Genomic DNA, 26,652 nt, shown 5'->3' with positions numbered 1-26,652 from the left:
TCCTGATCAAATGGCACTCGCCTCAGCGTGCGATGACGGGTCATGCGACGACCAAAGCCAATTTCCGTGGGAGTGAGTTCGGAGCCGGTGCCGTCGGCCTGCCTGGACTGCCGCGCTCGGCATGAGGGCATCTGCGCCGTCCTCAGCCCGTCCGAGCTTCGGCACCTCGCTCGCAACGCCCGGCACACGCGCCACGACGCGGGCGAGGGACTGGCCCTCGAAAGCGGCGAGATCAACGGCTACGCCAATGTCACCAACGGTGCAGTCAAGCTGTCGCGGGTGTTGCGCGATGGCAGGCAGCAACTGGTCGGACTGCAGTTCGCTCCGGACCTGATGGGGCGTCTGTTCCGGGCTGAGAGCCCCCTGAGCGCCGAGGCCGCGTCAGACGTCGAGCTCTGCCGCTTTCCGCGGGGCGTGCTCGAGGCATTGGTTGCGTCGAGCTCGAACCTGAAGCAGCGACTGCTCGATCAATCGCTGCACGACCTGGACGAAGCGCGGGAGTGGATGGTGACCCTGGGTCGCAAGAGCGCTGCCGAGAGGGTTGCCAGCTTGCTGCTGTTGGTCGCCAAACGAAGCGGAAGAGGCAGTGCCGACAGCGTTGCTTTCGATATGCCCATCGGACGAGCCGACATGGCGGACTTTTTGGGCCTGACCATCGAGACCGTATCGCGCCAGGTCAGCAAGTTGCGGCACAGCGGCGTGATTGCGGTCTCGGGCCACCGCCATGTCAAAGTACTCAGCCTTCGCGCTTTGAAGGACCGTGCCGGATAACGCGTTCGTCGTCCTCGAATATCCGTTCGCTCGCCCCATCCAGATCCTCGTACTGTCCCGACCGTAAGGCCCAGAAGAATGCGGCAAGAGCGAACAGCCCCATGGCGACCGCAATCGGGATAAGAACGGCCAATCCACTCATGCGGTCTTCTCCTCCAGCTCGGCGAGGTTGGTGTCGGTCGTCTTCTCCTGGCTTGGCCGGTTGGCGTCAAAGCGCAGGCGAAGGGCGTTTGCCACCACGATCAGCGATGACGAGGACATCGCAACGGCGGCGATCAGCGGTGTTACCTGTCCGGCGATCGCCAGCGGTACGGCGATTGCGTTGTACCCGATAGCGAGCACCAGGTTCTGGGACACAAGGCGTGCAGCACGCCGGGCAGTGCGCACGGCAAATGGCACGGCGCCGAGATCATTGCTCGTGAACACGAAGTCCGCCGCGCTGCGCCCGATATCGGCCGCCGAGGTCGGCGCCATCGAGACGTAGGCGGCCCGGAGCGCCGGTGCATCGTTGATCCCGTCACCGACCATCAGGGTCCGGCCCGCCGAGACGGCCGCGACCTTCTGCTCGGGACGTCGCGAACCCAGTGCGTGGTCAATCCCGACAGCCGCGGCAACCGCATCGACAGGTCCCTGGCGGTCGCCGGACAACAGCCGGGACGGCAGCCCCATGCCGGCAAGGGCCTTGATCGCATCGGCGGCGCCGGGGCGCACGATGTCGTTGAAGCGATACCAGGCCCGGGCCTTGCCATTGGCGGTAAGCCAGACCTCCGTGAACGGCGTGCCCGCCTCCGATGGCATCCCACACCAGTCCCCACTACCCAGGCGCCACGTGACGCCGCCGGTCATACCTTCGACGCCCCGGCCTGGCTCCTCCCGGACCTGGCCGGCGAATGCTGTCCCGGCACCGAGATACGCCGCCAGGGCCTTCGACAATGGATGGTTGCTGCTTCCAGCCAGAGCCGCTGCCACGTCCTTCGCTTGCCCATCCTTGGCCTGGCTGTCGATGAGTTGCGGCTGTCCGATGGTGAGCGTGCCGGTCTTGTCGAAGGCGACCGAGTCGACTTCGGCTGCCCGTTCGAGTGCCGCCCCGTCCTTCATCAGGATTCCCCGTTCGAACATCTTCCCGGCCGCGACGACATGGACGATCGGCACGGCCAGGGCGAGAGCACATGGGCAGGTAATGATGAGGACAGCTACGGCGTTGAGCAGGGCCGCGTGCCAATCACCGCCGAGCAGGCCCCAGCCGAGGAAAGTGGTGATCGCGATGGTGTGAACCACCGGCGCGTAGACTGCGGCCGCCCTGTCGGCGATACGGCGCGGCCTCGTTTTTGCGCCTTCAGCGGCTTCCATCATCGCCGCCATGCGGGCGAGGAAGGAATCGGTGGACGCGCGTGTGGCCTGCAATCGGAGCGGGCCGCCAAGATTGCTGGCACCTGCAACCACCTCGCCACCGATCTCGATGACATGTGGCGCCGTCTCGCCCGTGATGATGGAGTAGTCGAACACCGCCCCTTCGGTGGCAACGACGCTATCGACAGGTACGCGCTCCCCCCCTCGGACCTCGAGGGTCATGCCGGGAGCGATTTCATCCAGCCTCACGTATTCGCGCCGGCCATCTTCGTGCACCTGTGTCGCGCCACGCGGCTGCAGCCGCGCGAGATTGGTGATGGCGCTGCGAGCCCGCTCGCGCATGAGATGGTCGAGCGTGCGCCCGGCGAGGAGGAAGAACAGCAACGTTGCCGAGGCATCGAAATAGGCGTGTTCGCCGGAGTTCAGCGTTTCGAACAGGCTCAACGCCGTCGCGAGGATGACGCCGATGGAGATCGGCACGTCCATGTTGGTCTTGCCGACGCGCAGGGCCCGCCAGGCTGAACGGAAAAAGATTCGGCCGGAGTAGGCGATTGCCGGCATCGCGATGATCGCCGAGATCCAGTGGAAGAGGTCGCGCGTCGCATCATTGGCACCCGACCAGATCGAGACCGAAAACAGCATGATGTTGCCGGCGGCGAAGCCTGCGACGCCCAGAGCCTTCACCAGTTCGCGGAGCACGGGATCGCCGTCGCTCTCCTGGCCGGGGTCGAGCACATAGGTGTGGTAGCCGCTCTTGTTGATGGCGGGCGCCAGCTCGGCCGCATCGCCCTGCGCCGGATCGAAGACGATCCGGACGCGGCGGCGGGTGAGGTTGACCCGGGCGGAGTGCACCATGGGGAGCGCCGCCAGTCCTGTTTCGATCGACCGGATGCAGGCGGCGCAATGAGCGTCGGGAACAGCGAACTCGAGTTGGCGGGTTCCGTCGCCGAGGCGGCGGCTCAAGGCCAGCAGCGCTTCGCTGTCGGCCTCGATGCTGCTGGTCTTGGCATCAAGGATGGCGTGCTCGCCGGGGATGCAGCAGGTCATGCTCAATCTCCCGCGACGCTGAAGCGCTCATGGAGTTCGAATGACCCCTTGGCCGTCTCATCTGCCTGTACAAGGGCGTCCCAGACGCCGGCGGCCAACCGCAGCGACGCGGCGTAGCTGCCGTCCGGCGCACGTTCGAACACCACGGCCTGGTCGTCATGCCCACCCACCGGACGGTTGACCTTGAGGGTGACGGAGCCGAGGTCGATCGGGTTGCCGGCGCCATCGCTGACGACGAGCTTGGCGAGCCCGGGCGAATAAGTGAACACTGCCTGCCAGCCCGCCGCTTGCTGGGCTTGGTGGGCGAGGCGCTTTTCCTCGAACTCCTGGCTCGCGACATAGGAGTTGGTGACCACCAGGCCCGTCCAGCTGGTCGAGGCGACGATCGCCATCCCGACATTGACGGCGATGATGACACCGAAAAAACCGATGACGAGGAGCCACATATGGCGGCCGGTGAAGGCGTGCGGATCGGCAGGTCGGGTCGCGGTCACTTCGCGTTCTCCGGGACTTCGAAGGTGGTTTCGGTGTTCGAGCGTGCATGGCCGTCGGGTGTCTCGACGACGATGTGGAACTTCGCCTGCGAAGCCGGCCGGGCGCCGGGCGGCACGCGGACATAGAGCCGGAGCGGCAGTACCTTGTCCGGCTCGAGTTCGAGGTTGAGCACCTGGGCGGTATCCTCGCCGCCATCAACAAGCGAGAGCTGGGCACCGGGCAGGCCCTCGAGCCGGAGTTCGACGGTACGCAGGGCCGGCGTCATGTTGAGAATCTTGACCTCGTAGCCGTTCCGGATGGAACCGTCTCTCAGCTCGACATAGAGCGGATTGCGGTCGTGCAGCACGTTGAGCGACAGCGGCGAACGCAGCGCCAGCGCGGTCAGCATGGCGAGCCCGATGGCCGACCAGCCGACGAAATAGACGATGGTCCGAGGCCGGATGATCGACCGCCAGTCGGTGTGCTTGATGGCGTCGTTCAGCCTGCCGGTGATCTGGTCGCGAATCCGTGTCGGCTGGATCACCTTGCCGCTGCCGGTGGCCAGCGCCATGTTCTGGTTGTAGTCGCTGAGGGTCGCGTAGGAGATGAGACCGGGCTCCTTTCCGAGCCTTGTCATCACGTCATCACACGCGTCGATGCAGAGGGCACAGGTGATGCACTCGAGCTGCTGGCCGTCCCGGATGTCGATTCCCATTGGGCAGACAACAACGCACGCGTTGCAGTCCACGCAGTCGCCAACCGGCTTGCCTTCCGCGATAGCCCGCTTGGCGTGCCGGGTCCGCGGCTCGCCGCGCCAGTCGTTGTAGGTGACGGTAAGCGAGTTTTCGTCGAGCATCGCGCCCTGGATGCGCGGCCAGGGGCACATGTACGTGCAGACCTGCTCCCGCATCAGTCCGCCAAACGTATAGGTCGTGGCGGTAAGCAACCCGATCGTCGCATAGGCGACCAGCGGCGCCTGGAGCGTCGCGATGTCTCCGAGCAACGTGGGGGCGTCGGCGAAGTAGAATACCCAGGCGCCGCCCGTCAGCACGCCGATCACCAGCCAGGTGACGTGCTTGATCATCCGCTTGGTCAGCTTCGAGGCGCTCCACGGCGCGGCGTCCAGCTTGATCCGGGCGTTGCGATCGCCCTCGATGAAGCGCTCGACGACCAGGAACAGATCGACCCAGACCGTCTGGGGGCAGGCATAGCCGCACCAGGCGCGGCCGACCGTCGAGGTGATGAGGAACAGGCCGATCCCGGCCATCACCAGCATGCCGGCGACGTAGTAGAACTCCTGCGGCCATATCTCGATGAAGAAGAAGTAGAAGCGCTTGTTGGCGAGGTCGACGAGGACGGCCTGGTCGGGCGCGAACGGCCCGCGGTCCCAGCGCAGCCACGGGGTGACGTAGTAGATGGTGAGCGTCACCAGCATCACCAGCCACTTGAACTTCCGGAAGTATCCGCTGGCCCGTTTGGGGAAGATTTTCTTGCGGGGGGCGTAAAGCGGCGGCCGCCGTCCAGCCGAGTTCACGGCATCGACGTCGTAGCGCTCTGTTGCTGGCCGCTCAGCCGATGGGCGTGTGTTGTCTATCAGGGTCGTCATTGAGCGGTTCTCTCACGGACGTCCGGCGAGGGGCTTGATCTGGGTCAATTTCCGCGGACGAGAAGGAGGGCGCTTGCGGCCGCCCTCCTCCTGCCCGCGGCGATGGCTTACTGGCCACCACCGAGTCCGTGGACGTAGACAGCCAGTTGCTTGACTGCGGATTCCCCCAGCCTTGGTTGCCAGGCGGGCATGACGCCATGGCGGGGCCGCTCGATCTGAGCCTTGATCCCCGCAAGCGTGCCCTCATAGAGCCAGATCTGATCGTTGAGCGACGGGCCGCCGGCATCGGGCATCCCCTCGCCACCACCGCTATGGCAGGCCGCGCAGTTATCGGCGAACAGCTGGTTGCCCTCGGGACTGGCCGCACCGCCCTCGATTCCGGACAGCGATGCGACCTGCTTTGCGAGAAGGTCGATCTCCTCGGCAGCGAGCATCCCATCCGCGCCGAAGTTCGGCATGACGTTGTAGTGCGTCTCCGGATCGGTCGGCGAACGTGCGCCATGCGAGATCGTCGCGTAGATTTGCTCGATGTTGCCGCCCCAGACCCATTCGTCGTCATTGAGATTAGGGTAGCCGACGCTGCCCGTCGCTCCGGTGCCGTGGCACTGCGAGCAGTAGACCTTGAAGATCGACTTCCCGCCGGCACGGGCAAATCGGGCCAGGTCCTCGTTGGCGAGGATTTCTGCCACCGGGGTGTCGACGATCTTGGTAACCAGATCGCCCTGCGCCACCTTGGCGGCGACCAGTTCGGCGTCGAGGTTGGCGCGGCTGGAATAGCCAAGAACGCCGGTCGTGGCCGACGAGATCATCGGCCAGGCAGGGAAGGCGACGGTGTAACCGATCGCGAAGACGATTGAGCCGTAAAAGGTCCACAACCACCAGCGGGGCAGCGGGTTGTTCAGTTCCTTGATGCCGTCCCACTCGTGACCGGTGGTTTCGACGCCGGTGACCTGGTCGATCTCCTTGTCGCTCATTTCTGTTCCCCCCGCGCCATTGGCTGCGCATCGTCGAGTGGGATGCGGGCGGCCGCCATGGCGTTTGCCTTGGCGCCCGGACGCACGAGGAAGAACACGACCACGAGGAAGATCGCCATCATGTAGAGGAGGCCCCAGCTGTCGGCGAAGTGCCGGAGCATGTCGTAGTGTGCGGTTGGCATGAGCTGGCTCGCTTAACGATAGTTGGCTTTGGCGTCGTAGGTGGTGAAGTCGACCAGCGTGCCGAGCATCTGGAGATAGGCGACGAGCGCATCCATCTCCGTGATCTGCATGGGGTCGCCGTCGAAGTCCTCGGCCCTCACATTGGTGTAACGGGTAAGGAGTCCCGAGGTGTCGGCATCCGGCGTTGCCTGGGCGATCAGGTCGGCCTGGGCGCTCTGGATGGCCTCCTCGCTGTACGGCACGCCGACGATGGCGTTGGCCTTGAGGTTGCCCGCGATGTTGCTGGTGTCGAGGGTGGTTTCGGCCAGGAAGCCGTATTTGGGCATGATCGATTCCGGCACCAGCGATTGCGGACTGGTGAGGTGCTCGACATGCCATTCGTCCGAGTACCGGCCGCCGACGCGGGCAAGGTCGGGCCCGGTGCGCTTTGAGCCCCACTGGAACGGGTGGTCGTACATCGACTCCGCCGCCAGCGAGTACTGGCCGTAGCGCTCGACCTCGTCGCGGAACGGACGGATCATCTGGCTATGACAGACATAGCAACCCTCGCGGACATAGATGTCGCGCCCGGCGAGCTCGAGGGGTGTGTAGGGACGCATCCCTTCGACCTTCTCGATGGTGTTCTGCAGGTAGAACAGCGGCGCGACTTCGACGATGCCACCGATGCACACCACGACCAGCGAGAGGCTGAGGAGCAGGGAGGCGTTGCGTTCGATGACGCCGTGTTTGCCAATAAGATCCATTTGGCGAGCTCCTATTCTGCCGGCTGCAAGACGGGCGCGGTTGCGATCGGACGCTCGTCGCGGACCCGGCCGCGGATGGTCATCCAGATGTTGAAGGCCATCACCAGGCCGCCGGCGAGGTAGAGCAGGCCGCCGAACGCGCGGGCGATGTAGTAGGGGTGGAGCGCTGCCACGGTCTCGGCGAACGAGTAGACGAGGAAGCCCTGGTCATCGTACTCGCGCCACATCAGGCCCTGCATGATGCCCGAGACCCACATGACGGCGGCGTAGACGACGATGCCGGTGGTGGCGAGCCAGAAGTGCCAGTTGACCATGCGCAGCGAGTAGAGCTGCTTGCGTCCCCAGAGGCGCGGCACCATGAAGTAGACCGCCGCGAACGAGATCATGCCGACCCAGCCGAGCGCACCCGAGTGCACGTGGCCGATGGTCCAGTCGGTATAGTGGCTGAGCCCGTTCACCGACTTGATCGACATGACCGGACCTTCGAAGGTCGACATGCCGTAGAAGGCGACGGCAATCACCATCATGCGGATGATCGGGTCGGTGCGCATCTTGTCCCATGCACCACGCAGGGTCATGAGGCCATTGATCATACCGCCCCAGCTGGGCATCCAGAGCATGATGGAGAACACCATGCCGAGGGTCTGCGCCCAGTCGGGCAGGGCGGTGTAGTGGAGGTGATGCGGGCCGGCCCAGATGTAGAGGAAGATCAGAGCCCAGAAGTGGATGATCGACAGGCGGTAGCTGTAGACCGGCCGCTCGGCCTGCTTGGGCATGTAGTAGTACATCATGCCCAGGAAGCCGGCGGTGAGGAAGAAGCCCACCGCGTTGTGGCCGTACCACCACTGGGTCAGCGCATCCTGCACGCCCGAGAACAGCGAGTAGCTCTTGGAGCCGAGCAGGCTCACCGGCACGCTCAGGTTGTTGACGACATGCAGCAGCGCGATGGTGACGATGAAGGCAAGGTAGAACCAGTTTGCCACATAGATATGCGGCTCCTTGCGCTTGATGATCGTGCCGAGGAACAGGATCAGGTAGGCGACCCAGACGATGGTCAGCCAGATGTCGGTGTACCATTCGGGCTCGGCATACTCCCGGCTCTCGGTGATGCCGAGCAGATAGCCGGTTGCCGCCATGACGATGAACAGCTGGTAGCCCCAGAAAACGAACCAGGCGAGGCTGTCGTTGATGAGACGGGCCCTCGAGGTGCGCTGCACCACGTAGAAACTCGTCGTCATCAAGGCGGTGCCGCCGAAGGCGAAGACGACGGCCGACGTGTGCAGCGGCCGCATCCGGCCGAAGTTGAACCAGGGGCCGAAATTGAGTTCGGGCCATGCCAGCTGCAGCGCAATGACCACGCCGACGAGGAAGCCCACGCATCCCCAGAATACCGTGAGAATGGAGCCGATCCGGATGGGCGCATCGAAGTAGCCGTTCGAATCCGTGCCGTCCGCCGAGATTGCTGGTGCCGGCCCGTGCTGGCGAAGCAAAACCACCGCGCCCAGTCCGAGGACGGCGGCGATGATACCCATATGGGCGCTGAAGGCCGCGTCCTGCCCCAGCCCGGACAGTACAAGTGTAAAGAACGCCCCGCCCGCCAGCGTGATGATCCATGGCAGATTTTGCAACGTCGCCCCCGTGCGCTCATTTCAGTCGTCGCAACCTAGGGGGCGAGGAGGGCGGCAACTTTGATCCAGATCAAGACTACGCGACTCGTCTTCGAGGAAGCTCGTCTTCTTGAGGGGGGAGTGTCTGGACGATGACTCGCGATCGACTCTCGGCGGAACTCCGGGAGGTCTTCGACCAGCAAATGAGCCTTTGCGACTCACTCGAGCGCATCGCGGACTCGCTACCGCATCGGCTTGACCGACCGCACTGCCAGCAGATCGCCAACCTGATATGCCCTCTCATCAAGCGCGCGCACGCCTCGGAAGAAGCGTTGATGTTTCCCCACCTGAGTGCGTTGGGTGGCGACGGCTGCCAGGTCGTAGAACGTTTGCGGCTCGAGCACATCGAGGACGAGTGCTTTGCGGAGGAAGTGCAGTTTGAGCTGCAGCAGATCGCGACCGGCCAACCGGTCTTGGCGCCAGAGGCGACCGGATACATGCTGCGCGGCTTCTTCGAAGGTCTGCGCCGCCATGTGCGGCATGAACTGGAACTCATGGCCGCCCTGCGTGCAGGGAACACGTTGAACTAGCCCGCTCTATTCGCACGATGGCGCGGTTCGCCGCTCTAGACGTGGACGCGGATGGCTTCGCGGACCGCAGCTGACATCGAGTTGCCTATCGCAGGCATCTCGACGATCCGGGAAACCCACTCGACGAGCCAGGGGAACGGGCGGGCCGCCAGCAAGACAACCGGAGCGGCTTTCACGCAAAAGGCGATGCTCTCATAGTCAGGGCCGGAGAGCGCCTTCTGGTCGAGGACCGTGCAGTCGAAGCCTTGAGATGCGACCCACGAAAAGTCGGGGAGCGCTTCCTTGGCAGTGACTTGGTATCCCTCCGCTTCGAGCGCAAAGACCAGCGATGCTCGAAGATCACCGTTTGGTGCAATAACGAGAATGCGGCCGGAGGCCATGGCGCGGCGGGTCCTTGTGAATGCGCCTCGATAGGAGACGCCTCTCACTATGCCGCCGACCGAACTGCCGCCTTGAGGTAAATCAAACGGCCAAAAGTCAGCGGTCCGCCAGGCAGAGCCTCAAGCCTCGATCTCTATGTCCATGATCATCCGGACGAGCTCCGGAAGGCTCTTGGCTTGCATCTTGCCCATCAGCCCTGCACGGTAGACCTCCACGGTCCGCGGGCTGATGCCCAGCTCAAAGGCAATGGTCTTGTTGGCTTGCCCGGCAACTACGCCCTTCAGGACCTGCCGTTCGCGGTCGCTCAATGACGCAACTCGTTGCTTGACGATCTCGAGGGCGGCTCCGCTCTGTACGCGCTCGGCGGCGCGGCTTGCGGCCCGCGAAATCGACTCGATGATCACGTCGTCGCTGAACGGCTTCTCAATGAAGTCGATTGCGCCGCTTTTCATGGCCTCGACAGCCATTTGAACATCGCCGTGACCGGTAATGACGATCGCCGGCAACAGCGCGTCCGTGTCGCGTAAGCGTCGAAGGAGTTCGACGCCATCCATATCCGGCATCCGGAGGTCGGTTATCAGGCAGCCGTTCTTGATCTGGGGCGCAATGGCGAGGAACGCCGTGGCGCTTTCGTGTACGCGTACCGCGAAGCCCGCCCCTGAAAGCAAGAACGCCAGGGAGTTGCGCACGGCCTCTTCGTCATCGACGATGTGGACAACGGTGTCAGCTGTACTCACCAGAGGCCTCCGTGAACGTGGGGAGCGAAAAACTGAATGTGGCGCCGCCTGATGCGTTCTTGGCCACCGTGAGTTCCCCACCGTGAGATTCGATGATGCGCCGGGAGATCGACAGCCCTATACCCATGCCGTTGGCTTTAGTTGTGACGAACGGCTGGAATAACTGAGGCGCGACCTCGTCGGAAATCCCCGGCCCGGTGTCTTCGACTTCGACTTGCAGCCAGTCCGGCGACATGTGGCGCGTGCGGACGATGAGTTGCTTTTCGGGGCTGTCGCGCATGGCCTCCATGGCGTTGCGCATCAGGTTGATCAGGACCTGCTGAATCTGCACCCGGTCCGCCACCACGATGCTGCTGTCTGATGCGAAGTCGAACACCGACTTGACGCCGCGCTCACGGGACCCGACCAGGGCCAGTGCTCCCGCCTCCTCGACCAGATGGTTGATGTCCTCGGGCCCCTTTTCGGTCTCGCCGCGGGTCACGAACTCGCGCAGGTGCCGAATGATGTCGCCGGCACGCAGCGCCTGCTTGGCTGTCTCGTCGAGGGCCCCACGCATGCGTATGGCATATTCCTCGTCGATCTTGTCCAGCATGCGCCGACATCCCTGGACGTAGTTGGCAATCGCCGACAGGGGCTGGTTGAGTTCGTGGGCGAGCGTCGAGGCCATCTCGCCAAGCTCGTTCAGCCGGGCCAGCCGGGCCAGTTCGCTCCGCGCTTGATCGAGCATCGCCTGCGACTCTTCACGCTCGGTGAGGTCGCGGATGAAGCCTGTGAAGTAGACACGGTCCCCCTGCCGCATTTCGCCGACGGCGAGCTTCATGGGAAACGTCGACCCGTCCTTGCGACGCCCCACCACCACGCGATCGATACCGATGATCCGCTTCTCCCCGGTCCTGAGGTACCTCGCGAGATAGGCATCGTGCTGTTCGCGATAGGGAGCCGGCATCAGCATGCTGACGTTTTGGCCGATCGCCTCCTCTGGCGAATAGCCGAACTGCCGGACCGCGGAAGCGTTGAACGACTGCATGATGCCGTCCGGGTCGATGACCACCGTTGCATCCAGCACGGTATCCAGGATGGACTGGAGGTGGGCCTCTTTTTCGCGCAGGGTTTCCTCAGTGTGGTGCCTCGTCCTGCGCAGTGCGAGGGCCGAACGCAGCAACCAGTAGATGGCGCCCAAGCCCAGAGCGGCCAGGACCGCTGAGCCGATAGTGCGCAGCCCCGGCGAGAGCACTGGTTCCGGCGCAAGAGCCATGCCGGCAGCGAGGACAAGGCAAATAGCCGCGACGCCGGCGACGATGAGGTCCTGTCGATCGGTGGTATGGGAGGGCAGCCTGTCCATGAATCGTGTGTAGCCGCTGGCATCTAGGGATACAACAACCGGCAGCGTGGGCGTTGCAGGGGATTGTGCCTACCCGTCCCGCAAGATGCACGGCGCGGAGAGTTCCTCGCTCGATTTTGCGGTAGATCAATATGGGCACCGCCAGCCTGTGAAGGTGTTGCTACGGAGCGAAACGTTCGCCTTTCCAAGGAGGATCATCATGGAACGCATTCATATTACGCAGCACAGCTCTCTGGGCGCGGCGTGGTTTGCCGGCTGGCTCTTCACCATCGGATATCTGAAGCTGGACTTTCTGATGGGCCTGCTCGGGCTGGTCATCTGGCCGTACTTCCTAGGGTCGCACTTCGTGCCTGCGGTCTGACCGACCTTGTCGCATCCATCGGAACGACGGCAAAGCCAGGCACGCCAGGACGGCGAGGCGAACGCGTTTGTCTGCGCCGGCTCCCATAGGGCAGCTCGCAGGATTTTCAGGAAGCTGGCATCAAGCCGAGGCTCATCGTCCAGAAGATCAAGCGTATGACCGGCGAACAGTCGAGCAGGCATTCGGCACGCTAGCGCCGAACAGCCAAAGGGACCTGCGTGGTCCCTTCTTGTGCCGTTTGTTGCACCTGGGGGTGCGGACCCAAAGTGCGAGAATCTCGTTCATGTGTCCGCATAATTGCCGGGAGTTTGGTACCGCCTCCCCGGATCGAACGGGGGACCTCTAGATCCACAATCTAGCGCTCTAACCAACTGAGCTAAGGCGGCCCGGCAAGCGCGGCGGACCATAGTTTCAGACGCCACGCCTTGCAAGCGTCGATTTTCGCGTTTTGCTGACGATTTATCGACCCCTCGCGCGAGCTATTGTCGTCGCCCGGCGCGACCCCTGGTCGTCGCTTGCGCCACCCCTGGTCGCCGCCTCGCTGCTTAACCATCGGCAGCGATTGGAGCGGGGGTTTCGGCTCCGGATGTAGACCGCGCGGGGGCCTCGGGATATTTAGAGAAGATTAAGTTCCGAGTACGCTTTGTGTCTAATTGGCACAAAGCTTGATGAGAGTAGTGCGTGGACCCCGCGTGGATCAGAACCCCGACCGCCCGCCTGGTGCTCCTGCACTGGGCCGATGCGCGTCCCGCCTGGTTGTGGTCGCAGGATGGCGAAACGCTGCTCTGGCGAAACGACGCCGCTCGCTTCTTCCACGGCCGCATTAAGAAGCACGGCGTAAAGCTAGCCCCCGATGCCGTGCCCATAAAGGGCCAGATCGCGCGTCTGATCCGCCTCGGCTCCATGGGCCGTCCGAGTCTCAGCCGCATCCAGTTCCTCGCCGGCGAGCGTCCGATCTCGACCACCTGCACCTGCACCCCGCTCGAGCTCGGTGATGGCGCGATTGGCCTGCTGATCGTCGGCGTCGATCCGATCGAGCCCGAACTGCTGGAAGCCCGCGACCATGCCGTGCCGCCGGCCACCGACCTGTTCCCGCGCGGCTCCGAGATCCTCGTCGTCAACGAGGACGGCCAGATCACCGACGGCACACGTCACGCGCTCGAGCACTATGCACCGCTGATCGAGAGCGACGGCCTGCCCGAGGCAGCCGACGGCGGAAGGGTGGAACTGGCGGGCGAGTCGCTGCGCCTCTCGCGCTTCACCGCCAGCCCGCACGACGCCATGCTGTTGCTGTTCGAACCCAGCGCCGCCGAAGACGCGCAGCCTGCCGCGCGCAGCATCGCCGAAATCCGCGCGGATGAGGGCGAGGCCGCCAGCGACGACGCCCCGACCGAATCCGCCGAAGCACTCGACGAACCGATGCTGCCCCTCGGCCTGCCGCCTGCCGAGCACGCTGACGACGAACCCGTGCTCGCCGAGGAAGAAAACTGGGTCGAGCCGATTTCGCCCGCCGGCGACGCCGACGGCACGCTGTCCTCGCTCTTCGACCGCTTGGCCGATGACGAAACGCTCTTTACGCCGCTCACCGCCAGCGACGAGCACTTCGCCGGCCCGCCGCCCGAACCGGTGTCAGAACTCGTCCGCACCGTCGATCTGGACGTTGAACCCGTACCCGAAACGGTGGCGATCGAACCGATCTTATCCGAAGCGTCACCCGACGAAGTCGAACCGGCAGCAGCAGAACTGCCGCCCGAACCTCAGCTCGCTGCCGAACCTACTGCGCCCACCGAACCCGACGTCATCGCCGCGCTGATCGACTATGCCGACGAGGAGCCCGAAGTCGCGCCGACCACCTGGCGCGTCATCGGTCGCGGCTTCACGGCCGCGAGCCTCACCGAGCCCAAGCAGGCCGAACCCGCTACCGACGTTGCGGCGGCCATCGCCGAAGCTCCGCTTCCCACCGAACCGGCCCCGGCCGAGCCCGCCTCCACCCCGCCCGACGCCGAAGCCGTCGAGCGCGTCTCGCGCTACAATTTCGACGAGCTGAGCCGCATCCTCACCGACCGGGTGAACGGGCAGGGGGCTACCCCACGCCCCGAGGAGCCCGAGCCGGCCCACGCCCCGGCCGAAGGTGCGCTGATCAATCTCACCGGCGAGACCTTCATCCTCAATCGCCTGCCGCTCGGCATCCTCGTCTTCCGCGACCAGCAGGTGCTCTTCGCCAATCGCGCGCTGACCGATCTCACCGGTTACGACAGCATCGAGAGCCTGCGCGCCGCCGGCCTCACCGCCATCTTCCCGTCTGAGGAAGCGGTTGGCCCGGTCACCCGCCTCGTCAAACGTGACGGCTCGCTCTCCGCCGTCAACGCCCGGCTGCAGTCGATCACCTGGCACGGCCGCCCGGCGCTGATGCTCTCGGCCAGCGCCGCCGAAACCCGCCTCGGCCACGAGGCTGCGGTCCGCTCCTTCGCCGAGCTCGCCGCCGAGATCAGCGACGACGGCTTCCTCGCCGCCGATCGCGCCGGCATCGTCACTTTCGTGTCGCTCCACGGCCGGATCGTCCTTGGCCTCACCGAGAACGAGATTGTCGGCCGCCCGCTCGCCGTCTTTATCGATCCGGGCCAGCTGGGCGAACTCAAGACCTTCCTCGAGCGCCCGGCCCGTTTCGCCGAAACCGCCCGCCCGGCCATCCTCTTTACCGGCGCCAACAGCAACGTCCGCCTCAGCCTGTTCGCCGAGGGCCAGGCCGGCATTGTCGCCGGCTATTTCGCCTTGCTGCGCAAGCACCCGGCGCCGCTCACCACCGCCGCGCCGCCGCAGTCCCCGGCGGCCGAGGATGTCGAGCCCTCGATGCTGCGTCGCGTCAGCCAGAGCGTGCGCCGGCCGCTCAATGCGGTGATCGGCTTTGCCGACCTGATCCGCGACGGCGCCGAGGCCCAGCGCACCACCGAGTACGCGCTCGACATCAAGACCGCCGGCACCGAGATCGCCAACCTCGTGGACGAGCTCGATGAATACGCCCGCCTGCGCGAAGGCCGCTACCCGGCCGAGCCGGACGATCTCGATCTCGCCAGCCTGCTCGAAAGCTGCCTCGCCCGGGTTAGGAAGCAAGCCGGCGAGGCCCGCGTCCTCGTCCGCAGCGCCGTCTCCGAGCGGCTGCCGCGCATCACCGCCGATCGTGCCTCGCTCACGCAGGGAATCCTCAATCTCCTCGCCAGCGCCATCGACCAAACGCCGGTCGGAGGCTCGGTGATCCTCTCGGCCCAGCGCGAGGACGATGGCGCCGTCATCGTCAACGTCCGCGACGGCGGCGAAACCCGCCGCGACCTCGGCGAGCGCTTCGTCGTCTTCCGCGATGGGCTGGGGAAAGATGGCGAAGTGCTGCTCCCGGTCCGCTCCAGCGTCGGCCTCGCCCTGACCCGCTCGCTGCTGGCGGTGAACGCCTTGAAGCTCTCCGTCGACCCCTTGGTCGGCGTCGGCAACATGTTCTCCCTGCTCATCCCCGCCGACCTCGTTCGCGAATAGCGGACGCTCGATCGTTCCCCCATAGGCTTTCCACGCGATTCCGCGCACGCCAATTGGAAATCCTCCAGCCGTTCGATAAGCTTAGCGCCGTTGGGGTGGTTCGGCTGGGGGCGCCGGAGCATGCGAGAATTTCTCCTCACGCGGCTGGCGGCGTTTATCGGCACGGTGCTCGGCACCGCGCTGCTGCTTTTTGTCGTCCTCGATCTGCTGCCCGGCTCCGCCCTTCCGCCCGCCGAGCGCGTGCTGTCGCTGGTCGGTACCGCCGACACCTGGCTGCGTCTCGCCGTCACTCTGCCGCTGACCGCGCTGGCGCTCGCCACCGCGGCGGTCGGCGGCTACGCGCTCCACCGCGTCGCCGGAGGCCCGGTCCAGCGTGCCATTGCCACCATCCTCGCCGTCCTGCCGCCCTTCTGGCTCGGCCTGCTGCTGTCGCTGCTGCTCGGCGGCATCCTGAAGCTGCTGCCCGCCGGCGGCTTCGTGCCGTGGAACAATCCTGTCGGCGCTCTGGCCTCGCTGCTGCTGCCGGCCGTCGCGCTCGGCTTGCCCTATGCCGGCCAGATCGCCCTGCGGCTGGCTGAGGGCGAGCCGCTTGCCCTGCCGACCATCCTCGGCCGCTGCTTTGTCGCACTGCTGCTCGCGGCCTGCCTCGTCGAGAGCGTCTTCTATCTCCCGGGCCTCGGCCGCCTCGTTCTCGGCGCCGCCCAGCAGCACGATCTGCCAACGCTGCGCAGCGGCCTCTTCGCCCTCGTTCTCGTCGCCTCATCAGGTGGCTTGATCGTGGCCCTGTCGCGCCTCGGCTTCGAGCCGGAGCTCCGGCGATGACCATCGAAGCCGCTTATGCCCCACCGAGGAGTCCGCCCTTCGACTGGCAGCTGCTCGCCGGCCTCGTCGTCGTCGCGCTCGCAGTCCTGCCGGCGCTGCTGTCGCTGTTCTGGACTCCGTACGGCAACGCCGCGTTCGCAACCCTCGCCGAACCCGATGCGACCCACTGGCTCGGCACGGACGCGGCTGGCCGTGATGTCCTCTCGTCGCTGATGTCGGCTGCACTCGCCAGCCTGTTGCTCGCCGGCTTCGCGACACTCGTCTGCCTCCTGATCGGCGCTCCCATCGGCGCCTTCATCGCCTTGCGTTACGAGGGCGAGGTGCCGTCCGTCCCGACACTGAGCCTGCCGGCCGCCGCCTTGGCCTTCGCTCTCGTCGTCTCGGGTCTCGGCGCTCCCGGCAACCTCACCGTCATCCTTGCCATCGTCCTGCCCGGGCTGCCCGCGGCAGTGCAACTGGTGGTGGCAGCAGTGCGCCCTCTCTGGCGCCTCGATTTCGTCACCTCGGCCCGGCTCGCCGGCCTCAGTTCCTTCTCGACCGCGCAGCGCCATGTCGTGCCGCGCCTGCTGCCGCAGCTCGTCGCCATCGCCTTCGAACTCCTCGCCGCAGCACTGCTCATCGAGGTGACGCTCGCCTTCGCCGGCCTCGGCACCCTGCCGCCCGGCACCAGCCTCGGTCTGCTGCTTCGCGACGGGCAGCAGTTCCTGACGATCCGGCCTTTGCTGGTTATCGTCCCCGGTGTCGTCACCGTCGCCGCCGCACTCGCCTTGCTCGTCGTCGCCGCGAGGTGCCGCAATGGCGCTCGTTGAGCTCAAGCAGGCCGGCGTCGAAACCGGCCCCGGCCGCCGCTTCGGCTATATCGACCTCGTGATCGAGCCCGGCACCGCCCTTGCCATCGTCGGCCGCTCCGGCTCGGGCAAATCACTCCTCGCGCGCGCATTGGCAGGGCAGGGGCCCTTCCGCGGCATGGCCGTATTATCGGCCAAGCTGGCCCTGCTCGACGCAGCGTCTACCGCCTCGACTCTCGCCGCCGAACTCGAGCGCGGCGCCAAACTCATCATCGCCGACGAACCCGGCGCCGCCCATGCCCCGGCCATCCAGCGCGAGCTGCTGACCGCACTGCAACTGGCGCAGCGCGATCGTGGCATTGGCGTTCTCATCTTCACCAGCGACTACCGCCTACCCCTCAGCATGGGCCTCGAGACCGCGATCCTCGCCGATGGCCAGCTGGTGGAGCGGGGGGCTCCCGACGACCTGGTGATCCACCCACGGCACGAGGCCACCCGCGAGCACACCCACGCCGCCCGCCCGCGCACCCGTACCATGGCCCGCCCGCCGGTCGGGGTGACGCTGCTCGAATTCGAGGGCGTCACCAAGCATCTGGCTGACCCGCGCGATCGTCCCTGGGCGAAGCGCACGCCGAAAGTGACGCTGCAGCGGATCGACCTCAACATCCGGCGCGGCGAAGCCATCGGCCTCCTCGGCCCGGCCGGCTCGGGCAAGTCGCTGCTGCTGCGCCTCGCCGCCGGCATCGGCCGCACCACCGCCGGCGGTTTCGCCTACGAGCAGCAGCGCTATCGCGGCTCGGACATGCCGAGGGACGTGCGATCGCGTATTGCCGTGCTGCTCCCCGATCCGCACGCCGCCTTCAACCCCGCTCTGCCCGTCGGCCTGACGCTCACCGAGCCGCTGCGCGTCGAGGAACAATTGCTGATCGACGAACAGGCCGAGGGTCTTGTCGAGGCCGTGCGCGTCGTCGGCCTCTCGCCCGATGTGCTCGACCGGCTGCCTGTTGCGTTCACCCCATTCGACCTGCAGCGCCTGGCGCTCGCCCGCGCCCTTGTCGGCCGGCCCACGCTCCTGATGCTCGATGATCCGACCGCCCGGCTCGATCCCGTGGGCGCTGCCCAGTTCATCCAGCTCTTCAACCGTGTCCGGTCCGACTACGGCCTCACCATTTTCTGGGCCAGCCGCAGCTTCGATATCCTGCGCCAGGTCGCCGACCGCATCGCCGTGCTCGATGGCGGCAGCATTGTCGAAGTTGCCCGGCCCGGAGAACTCTTCGCCTCGAGCACGCACCCGACCACGCGCGCACTGCTCATCCAGCGCTATCCCGAACCACCCCCGCCCATGCCACCCGCCACGGTAGCCGAGGCCAAGCCGGACGAGCCACCCGTGGCGCACCAGTCGGAGCCCGTCACGCCAGTCGAAGAACCACTTGCCGGGCCGGAAGCAGCGGAGCCTGCTGCTCCCGAGCCCGAGCCCGAGCCCGAGCCCGAGCCCGAGCCCGAGCCCGAGCCCGAGCCCGAGCCCGAGCCCGAGCCCGAGCCCGAGCCCGAGCCCGAGCCCGAGCCCGAGCCCGATTTGGCTATGCCGTCAGCCGACGACCACACCGATGAAGGTACCGAAGGGCGGCAGGCTGAGCTCGTTCCCGACGGGAGCGGGGACGGAGCCGGGAGCGTCGACCCCGCGGACGGTGACGGGGAGGGTGAGGACGATCGGGCTCTGCGTCATGTTGAAGGCGCATAGCATCGTCTCGCCCTCCGCCTCGCGGGTGAACATCAGCACGCCCTCCGGCGCCTCGAGCGTCTTGATCGTCCCCTTGCTCAGCGCCTTGTGGTCGCGCCGGAACTTCAGCGTCGAGCGGTAGTGGTGGAGCAGCGAGTCGTTGCGCTTCTCCTGGATGTCCGGCGCCTTGAGCAGATGGTCGCCCGGCACCGGCAGCCACGCGCGCGGTGCGGTCGAGAAACCGCCCAGATGCGCCGCAGCCTGCCACACCATAGGCGTGCGGCACCCATCGCGCCCCTTGAACTGCGGCCAGAACTCGATGCCGTAGGGATCAACCAGATCCTCGAAGGACAGCTCCGCCTCGGTCAGCCCTAGCTCCTCGCCCTGATAGAGGCAGACCGAGCCGCGCATGGTCAGCAGCATCGTTGAAGTCAGCTTGCCGAACGCCTCGCGATCGCCGCTGCTCAGCCACCGGCTCACATGCCGGACCACGTCGTGGTTCGAGAAGGCGAGGCAGATCCAGCCGTTCGGCGCATCCTTCTCGGTCAGGTCGATCGATTTCCGGAAATGTCCGGCATCGAACGAGCCGCCCAGGTAGTCGAAGGTGTAGGCCATGTGCAGCTTGTCGTTGCCCGAGGTGTACTGGGCCATGACTTCGAGCTGATGCTGGCTGTCGCCGATTTCGCCGACCGTGGTGCGCCCCGGATACTCGTCCACGAGCGCGCGCAGCCGCTTCAGGAACTCGAGATTCTCAGGCTGGCTCTTGTCGTAGAGGTGCTCCTGGAAATTGTAGGGGTTCACCGCCGGCGCCGTCGACGCGTTGAAATCCTCCGGCTTCACCACAGGATTGGATTCGAGCCCCAGCGAGCAGAAGTAGAAGTTCACCGTGTCGAGCCGGAACCCGTCCACGCCGCGCTCCAGCCAGAACCGCATGTCGGCCAGCACGGCGTCCTGCACGTCCGCGTTGTGGAAGTTGAGGTCGGGCTGCGAAGTGAGGAAGTTGTGCAGGTAATACTGCATGCGCCGGCTGTCCCAGTTCCAGGCGGAACCGCCGAAGATCGAGAGCCAGTTATTGGGCGGCGTCCCGTCGGGCTTGGGATCGGCCCAGACATACCAGTCGTGCCGCGCATTGGTCCGGTTCTGCCGGCTCTCCGAGAACCACGGATGTTTGTCCGAGGTATGTGAGATGACTTGGTCGATGATCACCTTCAGCCCGCGCGAGTGCGCCTTCTCTATCAGCCGGTCGAAATCCCCGAGCGTGCCGAAAATCGGATCGACGTCGCGATAGTTCGAGACGTCATAGCCAAAGTCCTTCATCGGCGAGGTAAAGAACGGGCTCAGCCAGATCGCGTCGACGCCGAGATCGGCAACATAATCGAGCCGCTCGGTAATCCCGACGAGATCGCCGATCCCATCGCCGTTGTGGTCCTGAAACGAACGCGGATAGATCTGGTAGATCACCGCCCCCCGCCACCAGTCCCGGTCGAGCGGCTGATCGGGCACGGACTTCTGCTCCGTCATCGGCGGAACAGCCATCATCGGCGGCACAACGCTCATTGGGGGCTCCTTGGGCTAGATAGGCCTGAGCTTTGGCGCGAGGGCAGGGGCGGAGTCAATCGACGGCGGACGCATAGCCCTCCATCGCTGTCCCCGCCATTGGGTATGGGGACCCACCCCCAAAACGAAAGGGCGGCCCGTGTGGACCGCCCTCCCGTTCGTGACCTTCGCGAAAAGGTCGAATGCTGTTTGGCTGGTGCCGGACTTAGAAGTCCATGCCGCCCATGCCGCCCATGCCGCCGCCGCCCGGCATTGCCGGAGCTGCGTCCTTCGGCACCTCGGCGATCATCGCCTCGGTGGTGATGAGCAGCGAAGCGACCGAGGCCGCGTCCTGGAGGGCGGTGCGAACCACCTTCACCGGATCGACCACGCCCATGGCGATCAGGTCGCCATATTCGCCGGTCTGCGCGTTGTAGCCAAAGTTCGGGTTCGAGCTCTCGAGGATCTTGCCCACAACCACCGAGCCTTCATCGCCGGCATTGTTGACGATCTGACGGATCGGCTCCTGCAGGGCGCGACGGACGAGGTTGATACCGGCCTGCTGGTCGGCATTGGCACCCTTGACGGTGAGTGCGTTCGAAGCGCGCAGCAGCGCAACGCCGCCGCCCGGGACGATGCCTTCTTCAACCGCGGCGCGGGTCGCGTTCAGCGCGTCGTCGACGCGGTCCTTGCGCTCCTTCACCTCGACTTCGGTCGAGCCGCCGACCTTGATCACCGCAACACCGCCGGCGAGCTTGGCCAGGCGTTCCTGCAGCTTCTCCTTGTCGTAGTCGGACGTCGTCTCTTCGATCTGAGCCTTGATCTGGGCAACGCGGCCCTCGATGTCCGACTTCTGGCCCGAACCGTCGACGATCGTGGTGTTCTCCTTGGAGATTTCCACGCGCTTGGCAGTGCCGAGCATGTCGAGAGTGACGTTCTCAAGCTTGATGCCAAGTTCTTCGGAGATCACCGAACCGCCGGTGAGGACGGCGATGTCCTCGAGCATGGCCTTGCGGCGATCGCCGAAGCCCGGAGCCTTGACGGCCGCGACCTTGAGGCCGCCACGGAGACGGTTGACGACGAGGGTGGCGAGAGCCTCGCCCTCGATGTCTTCGGCAATGATCAGCAGCGGGCGCTGGCTCTGCACGACGGCTTCGAGGATCGGCAGCATCGACTGCAGGTTCGAAAGCTTCTTCTCGTGCAGCAGGATCACCGGGTCCTCGAGGACGGCGGTCATCTTCTCGGCATTGGTCACGAAGTACGGCGAGAGGTAGCCGCGGTCGAACTGCATGCCCTCGACGACGTCTAGCTCGGTCTCGGCGGTCTTGGCTTCCTCGACGGTGATCACACCCTCGTTGCCGACCTTCTGCATCGCGTTGGCGATCATGTCGCCGATCGCGGTCTCGCCGTTGGCCGAAATGGTGCCGACCTGGGCAACTTCGGAGTTCGACGAAATGGTCTTCTTGGCCTTACCGAGGTTCTCGACAACTTCGGTCACGGCAAGATCGATACCGCGCTTCAGATCCATCGGGTTCATGCCGGCGGCAACCAGCTTGATGCCTTCGTTGACGATGGCCTGGCCGAGCACGGTCGCGGTCGTGGTGCCGTCACCGGCAATGTCGTTGGTCTTCGAAGCCACGGCGCGCAGCATCTGTGCGCCCATGTTCTCGAACTTGTCCTCGAGCTCGATTTCCTTGGCGACGGTGACGCCGTCCTTGGTGATGCGCGGGGCACCGAACGACTTGTCGATCACGACGTTACGGCCCTTCGGACCGAGCGTGACCTTCACCGCGTTGGCGAGGATGTTGACGCCGCGAACCATCTTGTCGCGGGCATCGGTGGAGAACTTTACGTCCTTGGCAGCCATGAGAGGCGCTCCTTAGAAAATGACGGGGATCGGTCGATCGGCGCGGGAGCGCTGGATCAGCCGATGATCCCCATGATGTCGGACTCTTTCATGATCAGCAGGTCCTTGCCGTCGAGCTTCACCTCGGTGCCGCTCCACTTGCCGAACAGCACGCGATCACCGGCCTTCACGTCCAGCGGGACGATCTTGCCGCTCTCGTCGCGGGCGCCCGGACCGACCGACTCGATCACGCCCTCGGAGGGCTTTTCCTTGGCAGTATCGGGAATGATGATGCCGCCAGCGGATTTCTCTTCGCTGTCGACGCGCCGAACGACCACGCGGTCGTGCAGGGGACGGAAAGCCATTTTTGCTCCTATCAGCCTCAGTAATTTCGCTGCTGTTAGCACTCACCCGAGAGGAGTGCTAGACAGCTGCCGGGGATATAGGAGGGGGCTCGGAGGGTGTCAAGCTGGGCGCCAGCCATAATCTGGCAATGTGGCAGGCATGCGAACCCTGCATGCAACGGCTTCGGCCACCGGGCGTTCCGGTGCCCGACAGAAACCGTAAACCTGCGCGATGTTAAGTTGCCAAGCGCGTATCTTGGCGGTACCTGACAGCCGAAATTGCCCCGGAGCAGACGTGAGCGTCGTCCAGTTCGATACCTATTCCAAGCGCACGCCCGAAGCCTGGGTTGCCCCGCAGCTTGCCATCATCGTCCCCACCTTCAATGAGCGCGACAATGTAGCGCTCCTCTATGAGAAGGTGACGGCGGCGCTCAGCGGCATCCCGTTCGAGTTCATCGTCGTCGACGACAACTCTCCCGACGGCACCGCTGAAGTCGTTCGCGGCATGGCCCAGCAGTATCGCAACGTGCGCGCCATCCGCCGTATCGGCCGACGTGGGCTCAGCTCGGCCGTGATCGAGGGCATCCTCGCCAGCTCTGCTCCGTACTTCGCCGTCATCGACGCCGATCTGCAGCACGACGAGGCGATCCTGCCGCAGATGCTCGAGAAGGCGATTGCCGGCGACGATGTCGTGGTTGGTACCCGGTACACGGCCGAAGGCAGCGTCGGCGACGGGCTGTCCAAGACCCGCGAAGCCGGCTCCAAGCTTGCCACGCGCCTGTCCAGCCTGCTCACTGGCGAAGCGCTGTCCGACCCGATGAGCGGCTTCTTCCTGATGCGCCGCGAACTGTTCGACCAGCTCGCCCCGTCGCTCAGCGAGGAAGGCTTCAAGATCCTTCTCGACATCATCGTCTCGGCCCATCGCTCGCACGCCCTCGGTGGCCGCGAGCTGAGGATCGGCGAGGTGCCCTACACCTTCCGGCCGCGCCATGCCGGCGAGAGCAAGATGAGCTCCCTCGTCGTGGTCCAGTTCCTGGGGCTGATCGTTTCGAAGCTCAGCCGCGGTCTGCTGCCGACCAGCTTCCTGATGTTCGGCCTCATTGGCGGCTTCGGCGTGATCGTCCACATGGGCACGCTCTGGCTCGCACATGAGCGGGCCGGCCTCGACTTTGTCTGGGCTCAGATCCTCGCGGTCGTGGTGGCGATGACCTTCAATTTCGTCGTCAACAACGAGTTGACCTACGCCAACAAGAAGCTGCGCGGCTGGCGCTGGCTGACCGGTCTCTTGACCTTCTACGCCGTCTGCTCCATTGGCGCATTGGCCAACGTCTCGGTCGCGAGCTGGATCTACGCCTTCGACGGGCAGTTCTACGTCGCCGGCCTGCTCGGCGTGCTGATGAGCGTGGTCTTCAACTACTCGGTTACAAAGGTGTTCACATGGCGGTAAGCGCAGAACTCGAAATCAAGCTCCGCCGTACCGGTGGCGTCGGCCCCAACACCAAGTGGGACTGGTCGCTGGTCGACGCCGAAGGCACCGTGGTGAAGAAGGGCTCCGCCCTCGGCGAAGAGGCCCGCGCCTTTGCGACGGCAAAGAAGGCCCGCGAGAAGCTGGCTAAGGGCTGACCTAAGCCGCGCCCTTCGTCCCTTCCATCTCCGCCCACGCCTGGCGCTTGCGATAGATCGTCGAGGGGCTTAGCTCCAGCGCCTGGGCGGCGAGCGCGATATTGCCGCCAAAACTGTCGATGGCGTCTTCGATGATGCGCTGCTCCTGCTGCCACATCGGCAGCACTGCGGGGCGCATGCCCGCCGGAGCGTCGGGTTGCGCAGGCGCCTCGCTGTCCTCGAACATGGCGACGATCCGGCGCGCCACGCCCTCGAGATGCTCGGCGCTGCCGGGCAGATCACGGGCAAGGAAATCGAGCACGGTCTGCAGCTGGTTCGAGGCGTCGAGCAGCCCGGCGAGCCGTTCGCGGTCGGCCGGGCCACGGAAGGCACCGGCGATAGGGCGGCTATGCCGGAGTGCCAGCTCGCCGAGCCGCGCTGCGAGGGCCGGGCCGTTGACCGGACGCGTGATGTGTTCGTGCGCCCCCGCCTGTAGCGCCGCCAGCGTCGCCGACACCGATCCGCCATCCGAGAGTGCAACCACCAGCGCCCCGGGCGCCAGCCGCACGAGGCGCGCCATTGCATGTTCTGCGTCAGAGGCGAGGTCGGCCAGCGTCGCGAGGTCGGCGAGCAGCAGATCGTAGCGCGCGAGCCGCAGCTGTTCCACCGCGCGCCGCCCGCCATTCGCCACGACGATCTCCGGCGCCACGATGAAGCTTGCGTCCAACAGCTCGATCAACGCGTCGCAACCTGCCGCGTCGTGGTCGACGAGCAGAATCCGGGCAGCGTTATCCGGGATCCGCGCAGCGGTATCCGGGCCGGGAGCAGACATTTGCATCCTTGCGAGCAGGCTTGTGCTGAATGGAGTGTTGACGATCTCGGTAAACAAACCGTTCGCTTGCCGCTTCGCCAGGCGCGCCGACCGCCGAATGCCGTGTGTTTGCCACAGCTCAGGCACGTCCGCGCCTTTCTGCTGACCCGGCGCAATGCTAAGAACCTTTTGTCGAATCCCGACATCTGGGAGGGACTCCCGAGCACCGGGAGCAATCCCGAGCATCTGGGAGCACGAGCGGACCGTGCAGGGCCTTGTCTACATCTTCATTGCGCTGGCCACGCTCGGCGTCGCGGCGGCTGCCTATTTTGGGCTGACCTTTTCGCCTATCGAGGCCTTCGTCACTGCCGTAGCCTTTGGCGCCGTCGCCATCATGCTGATGGAGCGGCAACTGCACCGGCGTTCCGAAGCGCGGCTCGAGCGCGCCGTAGAGGATCTGGCCCGCCTCCTTTCCACCGACGCCAAGGCCGGGCAGGTGCTGAGCCAGCGCGTCAACGCCATCGCCGATACCAATGTCGGCAGCCGGCTCGACGGCATCGAGGCCGATATTTCGGTGCTTGGCACCGTCACCCGCCAGCTCGCCGAAGCGCTGGCCGAATTCGAGGAGGCCCGCCGCTCCGATGGCGGCTCGCTCCCATCGTACCGCCAGTCCGAGCCGGAACCCGTCCCCAGCGAGGACGACTATATCGAGCCGCTGATTCCCGAGGCCGAGCTGCGCGCTGCGCTCGACCAGAATCGCCTCGTCTTCCATATCGAGCCCGTGGTCACGCTCCCCTCGCGCAAGCCGATCGGCTACGACCTCGTCCCGCGCCTCATGCAGGACGCCGGCGGCCTCGCCGATGCGCCCGATTTCATGCCCCGGCGCGGCGGCGAAGATCTGATCCGCCGCATCGAGGCGCTGGCGCTCGAGGAGGCCGTGACCATCGCGCGTCGCGCCAAGACCTCCGGCCAGCCGATCCGCCTGTTCGTCCCGCTGAGCCGCTCCACCATCGCCGACCGCAAGTCGCTCGACCTCGTGCTCGCGACGCTCGTCGCCAACCAGGCCGTCACCTCGTCGCTGTCCTTTGCCATCGCCCAGCCCCAGTTCAAGGCGCTGACGCCGATCGAGAAGCGGGCCTTGACCGAGTTCCACAAGGCCGGTGCGGGCTTCGCCCTCGTCGGCGCCACTTCGCTGCGCTTCGATTTCGCCGAGCTCGAGGGCCTCGGCTTCACCACGGCGCGCTTCGATGCGAGCCAGTTCCTGAACCGGCCCGAGAGTTTTACCGATTTCCACACCGCCGACATCGCCCCCTATGCCAAGCGCTTCGAGATCGAGCTCTGCGCCACCGGGGTGCTCGATGAGCAGCAGCTCCTGAGCCTGTTCGAGGACGGCATAGCCCTGGTCCAGGGCCCCCATATCGGCCGCCCCGGCCCGGTTCGCGCCGATCTCGTCATCGAGCGCCCGCGCGAGCCCGAACGCCGCCAGGCCTGA

24 protein-coding genes, 1 tRNA gene and 1 pseudogene are annotated in these 26,652 nt (G+C 65.5%); 10 read left to right on the top strand and 16 right to left on the bottom strand.

The window, feature by feature from the left end:
• The first annotated feature begins 72 nt into the window (after positions 1 to 72).
• Complete coding sequence (locus ACOYW5_RS08805; protein ID WP_423068873.1) at positions 73 to 771, top strand: Crp/Fnr family transcriptional regulator; 699 nt, start codon at positions 73 to 75, stop codon at positions 769 to 771.
• Here the strand turns inward: ACOYW5_RS08805 and ccoS are convergent.
• The 8 genes from ccoS to ccoN form a co-directional block, all read right to left on the bottom strand.
• Positions 737 to 913: a cbb3-type cytochrome oxidase assembly protein CcoS gene (ccoS, locus tag ACOYW5_RS08800; protein WP_423068872.1), complete on the bottom strand. Its 177-nt coding sequence runs from the start codon at positions 911 to 913 to the stop codon at positions 737 to 739. The genes ACOYW5_RS08805 and ccoS overlap by 35 nt on opposite strands.
• On the bottom strand, positions 910 to 3,168 hold the full coding sequence (locus ACOYW5_RS08795; protein ID WP_423068871.1) for a cation-translocating P-type ATPase: 2,259 nt from the start codon (positions 3,166 to 3,168) through the stop codon (positions 910 to 912). The genes ccoS and ACOYW5_RS08795 overlap by 4 nt, the downstream gene beginning before the upstream one ends.
• A 2-nt stretch (positions 3,169 to 3,170) precedes the next feature.
• Positions 3,171 to 3,662, bottom strand: coding sequence for a FixH family protein (locus tag ACOYW5_RS08790; protein WP_423068870.1), 492 nt, complete (start codon positions 3,660 to 3,662; stop codon positions 3,171 to 3,173).
• Positions 3,659 to 5,248 carry a cytochrome c oxidase accessory protein CcoG gene (gene ccoG / locus ACOYW5_RS08785; protein WP_423068869.1) on the bottom strand — a complete coding sequence of 530 codons (1,590 nt, stop codon included), beginning with the start codon at positions 5,246 to 5,248 and terminating at the stop codon, positions 3,659 to 3,661. Before ccoG ends, ACOYW5_RS08790 begins: the two co-directional genes overlap by 4 nt.
• Before the next feature lie 107 nt (positions 5,249 to 5,355).
• The gene (gene ccoP / locus ACOYW5_RS08780) at positions 5,356 to 6,222 is read right to left on the bottom strand and encodes a cytochrome-c oxidase, cbb3-type subunit III (RefSeq protein ID WP_423068868.1); all 867 of its coding nucleotides are present in this window, start codon (positions 6,220 to 6,222) and stop codon (positions 5,356 to 5,358) included.
• Positions 6,219 to 6,404 (bottom strand): cbb3-type cytochrome c oxidase subunit 3, encoded by a 186-nt coding sequence (locus tag ACOYW5_RS08775; protein WP_423068867.1) that lies wholly within the window; start codon positions 6,402 to 6,404, stop codon positions 6,219 to 6,221. Before ACOYW5_RS08775 ends, ccoP begins: the two co-directional genes overlap by 4 nt.
• A gap of 12 nt (positions 6,405 to 6,416) precedes the next feature.
• Positions 6,417 to 7,148, bottom strand: a complete 732-nt coding sequence (ccoO, locus tag ACOYW5_RS08770) for a cytochrome-c oxidase, cbb3-type subunit II (protein ID WP_423068866.1) — start codon at positions 7,146 to 7,148, stop codon at positions 6,417 to 6,419.
• A gap of 11 nt (positions 7,149 to 7,159) precedes the next feature.
• A complete protein-coding gene (ccoN, locus tag ACOYW5_RS08765) occupies positions 7,160 to 8,749 on the bottom strand; it encodes a cytochrome-c oxidase, cbb3-type subunit I (protein WP_423069434.1) in 1,590 nt (529 codons plus the stop codon).
• A 158-nt stretch (positions 8,750 to 8,907) separates the two neighbouring features.
• On the opposite strand from ccoN, the gene ACOYW5_RS08760 reads away from it, so the two are divergent.
• Entirely contained in the window at positions 8,908 to 9,345 is a 438-nt protein-coding gene (locus ACOYW5_RS08760; protein ID WP_423068865.1) for a hemerythrin domain-containing protein, read from the top strand.
• A 35-nt stretch (positions 9,346 to 9,380) separates the two neighbouring features.
• Here the strand turns inward: ACOYW5_RS08760 and ACOYW5_RS08755 are convergent, their stop codons facing one another.
• The 3 genes from ACOYW5_RS08755 to ACOYW5_RS08745 all read right to left on the bottom strand — a co-directional run bounded on the left by ACOYW5_RS08755 (position 9,381) and on the right by ACOYW5_RS08745 (position 11,805).
• Positions 9,381 to 9,725, bottom strand: coding sequence for a hypothetical protein (locus ACOYW5_RS08755; protein ID WP_423068864.1), 345 nt, complete (start codon positions 9,723 to 9,725; stop codon positions 9,381 to 9,383).
• A 120-nt stretch (positions 9,726 to 9,845) separates the two neighbouring features.
• Positions 9,846 to 10,463, bottom strand: coding sequence for a response regulator FixJ (gene fixJ, locus ACOYW5_RS08750; protein WP_423068863.1), 618 nt, complete (start codon positions 10,461 to 10,463; stop codon positions 9,846 to 9,848).
• Positions 10,450 to 11,805, bottom strand: coding sequence for a two-component system sensor histidine kinase NtrB (locus ACOYW5_RS08745; RefSeq protein WP_423068862.1), 1,356 nt, complete (start codon positions 11,803 to 11,805; stop codon positions 10,450 to 10,452). Before ACOYW5_RS08745 ends, fixJ begins: the two co-directional genes overlap by 14 nt.
• 199 nt (positions 11,806 to 12,004) lie before the next feature.
• On the opposite strand from ACOYW5_RS08745, the gene ACOYW5_RS08740 reads away from it, so the two are divergent.
• On the top strand, positions 12,005 to 12,166 hold the full coding sequence (locus ACOYW5_RS08740) for a hypothetical protein (RefSeq protein WP_200940474.1): 162 nt from the start codon (positions 12,005 to 12,007) through the stop codon (positions 12,164 to 12,166).
• A 309-nt stretch (positions 12,167 to 12,475) separates the two neighbouring features.
• Here ACOYW5_RS08740 and ACOYW5_RS08735 read toward each other — a convergent pair.
• Positions 12,476 to 12,552, bottom strand: a tRNA-His gene (locus ACOYW5_RS08735).
• A gap of 334 nt (positions 12,553 to 12,886) precedes the next feature.
• Here ACOYW5_RS08735 and ACOYW5_RS08730 point away from each other — a divergent pair.
• From ACOYW5_RS08730 to ACOYW5_RS08715, 4 genes and pseudogenes are all read left to right on the top strand, one after another.
• Positions 12,887 to 15,691, top strand: a complete 2,805-nt coding sequence (locus ACOYW5_RS08730; RefSeq protein ID WP_423068861.1) for a histidine kinase dimerization/phospho-acceptor domain-containing protein — start codon at positions 12,887 to 12,889, stop codon at positions 15,689 to 15,691.
• A 120-nt stretch (positions 15,692 to 15,811) separates the two neighbouring features.
• Positions 15,812 to 16,513 carry a hypothetical protein gene (locus ACOYW5_RS08725; protein ID WP_423068860.1) on the top strand — a complete coding sequence of 234 codons (702 nt, stop codon included), beginning with the start codon at positions 15,812 to 15,814 and terminating at the stop codon, positions 16,511 to 16,513.
• The gene (locus ACOYW5_RS08720; RefSeq protein WP_423068859.1) at positions 16,510 to 17,322 is read left to right on the top strand and encodes an ABC transporter permease subunit; all 813 of its coding nucleotides are present in this window, start codon (positions 16,510 to 16,512) and stop codon (positions 17,320 to 17,322) included. Before ACOYW5_RS08725 ends, ACOYW5_RS08720 begins: the two co-directional genes overlap by 4 nt.
• Positions 17,309 to 18,385: pseudogene (locus ACOYW5_RS08715) on the top strand (ATP-binding cassette domain-containing protein); the annotation flags it as partial. The gene ACOYW5_RS08720 and the pseudogene ACOYW5_RS08715, both read left to right, overlap by 14 nt.
• A gap of 504 nt (positions 18,386 to 18,889) precedes the next feature.
• Here the strand turns inward: ACOYW5_RS08715 and ACOYW5_RS08710 are convergent.
• From ACOYW5_RS08710 to ACOYW5_RS08700, 3 genes are all read right to left on the bottom strand, one after another.
• Entirely contained in the window at positions 18,890 to 20,542 is a 1,653-nt protein-coding gene (locus ACOYW5_RS08710; protein ID WP_423069433.1) for an alpha-glucosidase family protein, read from the bottom strand.
• A gap of 241 nt (positions 20,543 to 20,783) precedes the next feature.
• Entirely contained in the window at positions 20,784 to 22,424 is a 1,641-nt protein-coding gene (gene groL / locus ACOYW5_RS08705) for a chaperonin GroEL (RefSeq protein ID WP_423068858.1), read from the bottom strand.
• Between the two features lie 56 nt (positions 22,425 to 22,480).
• Complete coding sequence (locus ACOYW5_RS08700) at positions 22,481 to 22,768, bottom strand: co-chaperone GroES (RefSeq protein ID WP_423068857.1); 288 nt, start codon at positions 22,766 to 22,768, stop codon at positions 22,481 to 22,483.
• A 274-nt stretch (positions 22,769 to 23,042) separates the two neighbouring features.
• Here ACOYW5_RS08700 and ACOYW5_RS08695 point away from each other — a divergent pair, with 274 nt between their 5' ends.
• Both ACOYW5_RS08695 and ACOYW5_RS08690 read left to right on the top strand, forming a co-directional pair.
• Positions 23,043 to 24,194 (top strand): glycosyltransferase, encoded by a 1,152-nt coding sequence (locus ACOYW5_RS08695; RefSeq protein ID WP_423068856.1) that lies wholly within the window; start codon positions 23,043 to 23,045, stop codon positions 24,192 to 24,194.
• Positions 24,185 to 24,370 carry a hypothetical protein gene (locus tag ACOYW5_RS08690; RefSeq protein WP_423068855.1) on the top strand — a complete coding sequence of 62 codons (186 nt, stop codon included), beginning with the start codon at positions 24,185 to 24,187 and terminating at the stop codon, positions 24,368 to 24,370. The genes ACOYW5_RS08695 and ACOYW5_RS08690 overlap by 10 nt, the downstream gene beginning before the upstream one ends.
• A gap of 1 nt (position 24,371) precedes the next feature.
• On the opposite strand, the gene ACOYW5_RS08685 is transcribed toward ACOYW5_RS08690, so the two are convergent.
• A complete protein-coding gene (locus tag ACOYW5_RS08685) occupies positions 24,372 to 25,181 on the bottom strand; it encodes a helix-turn-helix domain-containing protein (protein ID WP_423068854.1) in 810 nt (269 codons plus the stop codon).
• Positions 25,182 to 25,425: 244 nt separating this feature from the next.
• Between ACOYW5_RS08685 and ACOYW5_RS08680 the strand changes: the two genes are divergently transcribed.
• Positions 25,426 to 26,652: an EAL domain-containing protein gene (locus ACOYW5_RS08680; protein WP_423068853.1), complete on the top strand. Its 1,227-nt coding sequence runs from the start codon at positions 25,426 to 25,428 to the stop codon at positions 26,650 to 26,652.

Source organism: Devosia sp. CN2-171 (assembly GCF_049354815.1).
Classification (GTDB): Bacteria; Pseudomonadota; Alphaproteobacteria; order Rhizobiales; family Devosiaceae; genus Devosia_A.
Note: the sequence above shows the minus strand (reverse complement) of the source record. Positions and strands in the feature narration are given on the sequence as shown.

Bases quoted from the DNA above. Each gene is read 5' to 3' on its own strand.
- ccoS (WP_423068872.1), bottom strand. From the start codon at position 913: ATGAGTGGATTGGCCGTTCTTATCCCGATTGCGGTCGCCATGGGGCTG.
- ACOYW5_RS08795 (WP_423068871.1), bottom strand. From the start codon at position 3,168: ATGACCTGCTGCATCCCCGGCGAGCACGCCATCCTTGATGCCAAGACC.
- ccoG (WP_423068869.1), bottom strand. From the start codon at position 5,248: ATGACGACCCTGATAGACAACACACGCCCATCGGCTGAGCGGCCAGCA.
- ccoP (WP_423068868.1), bottom strand. From the start codon at position 6,222: ATGAGCGACAAGGAGATCGACCAGGTCACCGGCGTCGAAACCACCGGT.
- ACOYW5_RS08775 (WP_423068867.1), bottom strand. From the start codon at position 6,404: ATGCCAACCGCACACTACGACATGCTCCGGCACTTCGCCGACAGCTGG.
- ccoO (WP_423068866.1), bottom strand. From the start codon at position 7,148: ATGGATCTTATTGGCAAACACGGCGTCATCGAACGCAACGCCTCCCTG.
- ACOYW5_RS08760 (WP_423068865.1), top strand. From the start codon at position 8,908: ATGACTCGCGATCGACTCTCGGCGGAACTCCGGGAGGTCTTCGACCAG.
- ACOYW5_RS08755 (WP_423068864.1), bottom strand. From the start codon at position 9,725: ATGGCCTCCGGCCGCATTCTCGTTATTGCACCAAACGGTGATCTTCGA.
- ACOYW5_RS08745 (WP_423068862.1), bottom strand. From the start codon at position 11,805: ATGGACAGGCTGCCCTCCCATACCACCGATCGACAGGACCTCATCGTC.
- ACOYW5_RS08740 (WP_200940474.1), top strand. From the start codon at position 12,005: ATGGAACGCATTCATATTACGCAGCACAGCTCTCTGGGCGCGGCGTGG.
- ACOYW5_RS08725 (WP_423068860.1), top strand. From the start codon at position 15,812: ATGCGAGAATTTCTCCTCACGCGGCTGGCGGCGTTTATCGGCACGGTG.
- ACOYW5_RS08720 (WP_423068859.1), top strand. From the start codon at position 16,510: ATGACCATCGAAGCCGCTTATGCCCCACCGAGGAGTCCGCCCTTCGAC.
- ACOYW5_RS08710 (WP_423069433.1), bottom strand. From the start codon at position 20,542: ATGACGGAGCAGAAGTCCGTGCCCGATCAGCCGCTCGACCGGGACTGG.
- groL (WP_423068858.1), bottom strand. From the start codon at position 22,424: ATGGCTGCCAAGGACGTAAAGTTCTCCACCGATGCCCGCGACAAGATG.
- ACOYW5_RS08700 (WP_423068857.1), bottom strand. From the start codon at position 22,768: ATGGCTTTCCGTCCCCTGCACGACCGCGTGGTCGTTCGGCGCGTCGAC.
- ACOYW5_RS08690 (WP_423068855.1), top strand. From the start codon at position 24,185: ATGGCGGTAAGCGCAGAACTCGAAATCAAGCTCCGCCGTACCGGTGGC.
- ACOYW5_RS08685 (WP_423068854.1), bottom strand. From the start codon at position 25,181: ATGTCTGCTCCCGGCCCGGATACCGCTGCGCGGATCCCGGATAACGCT.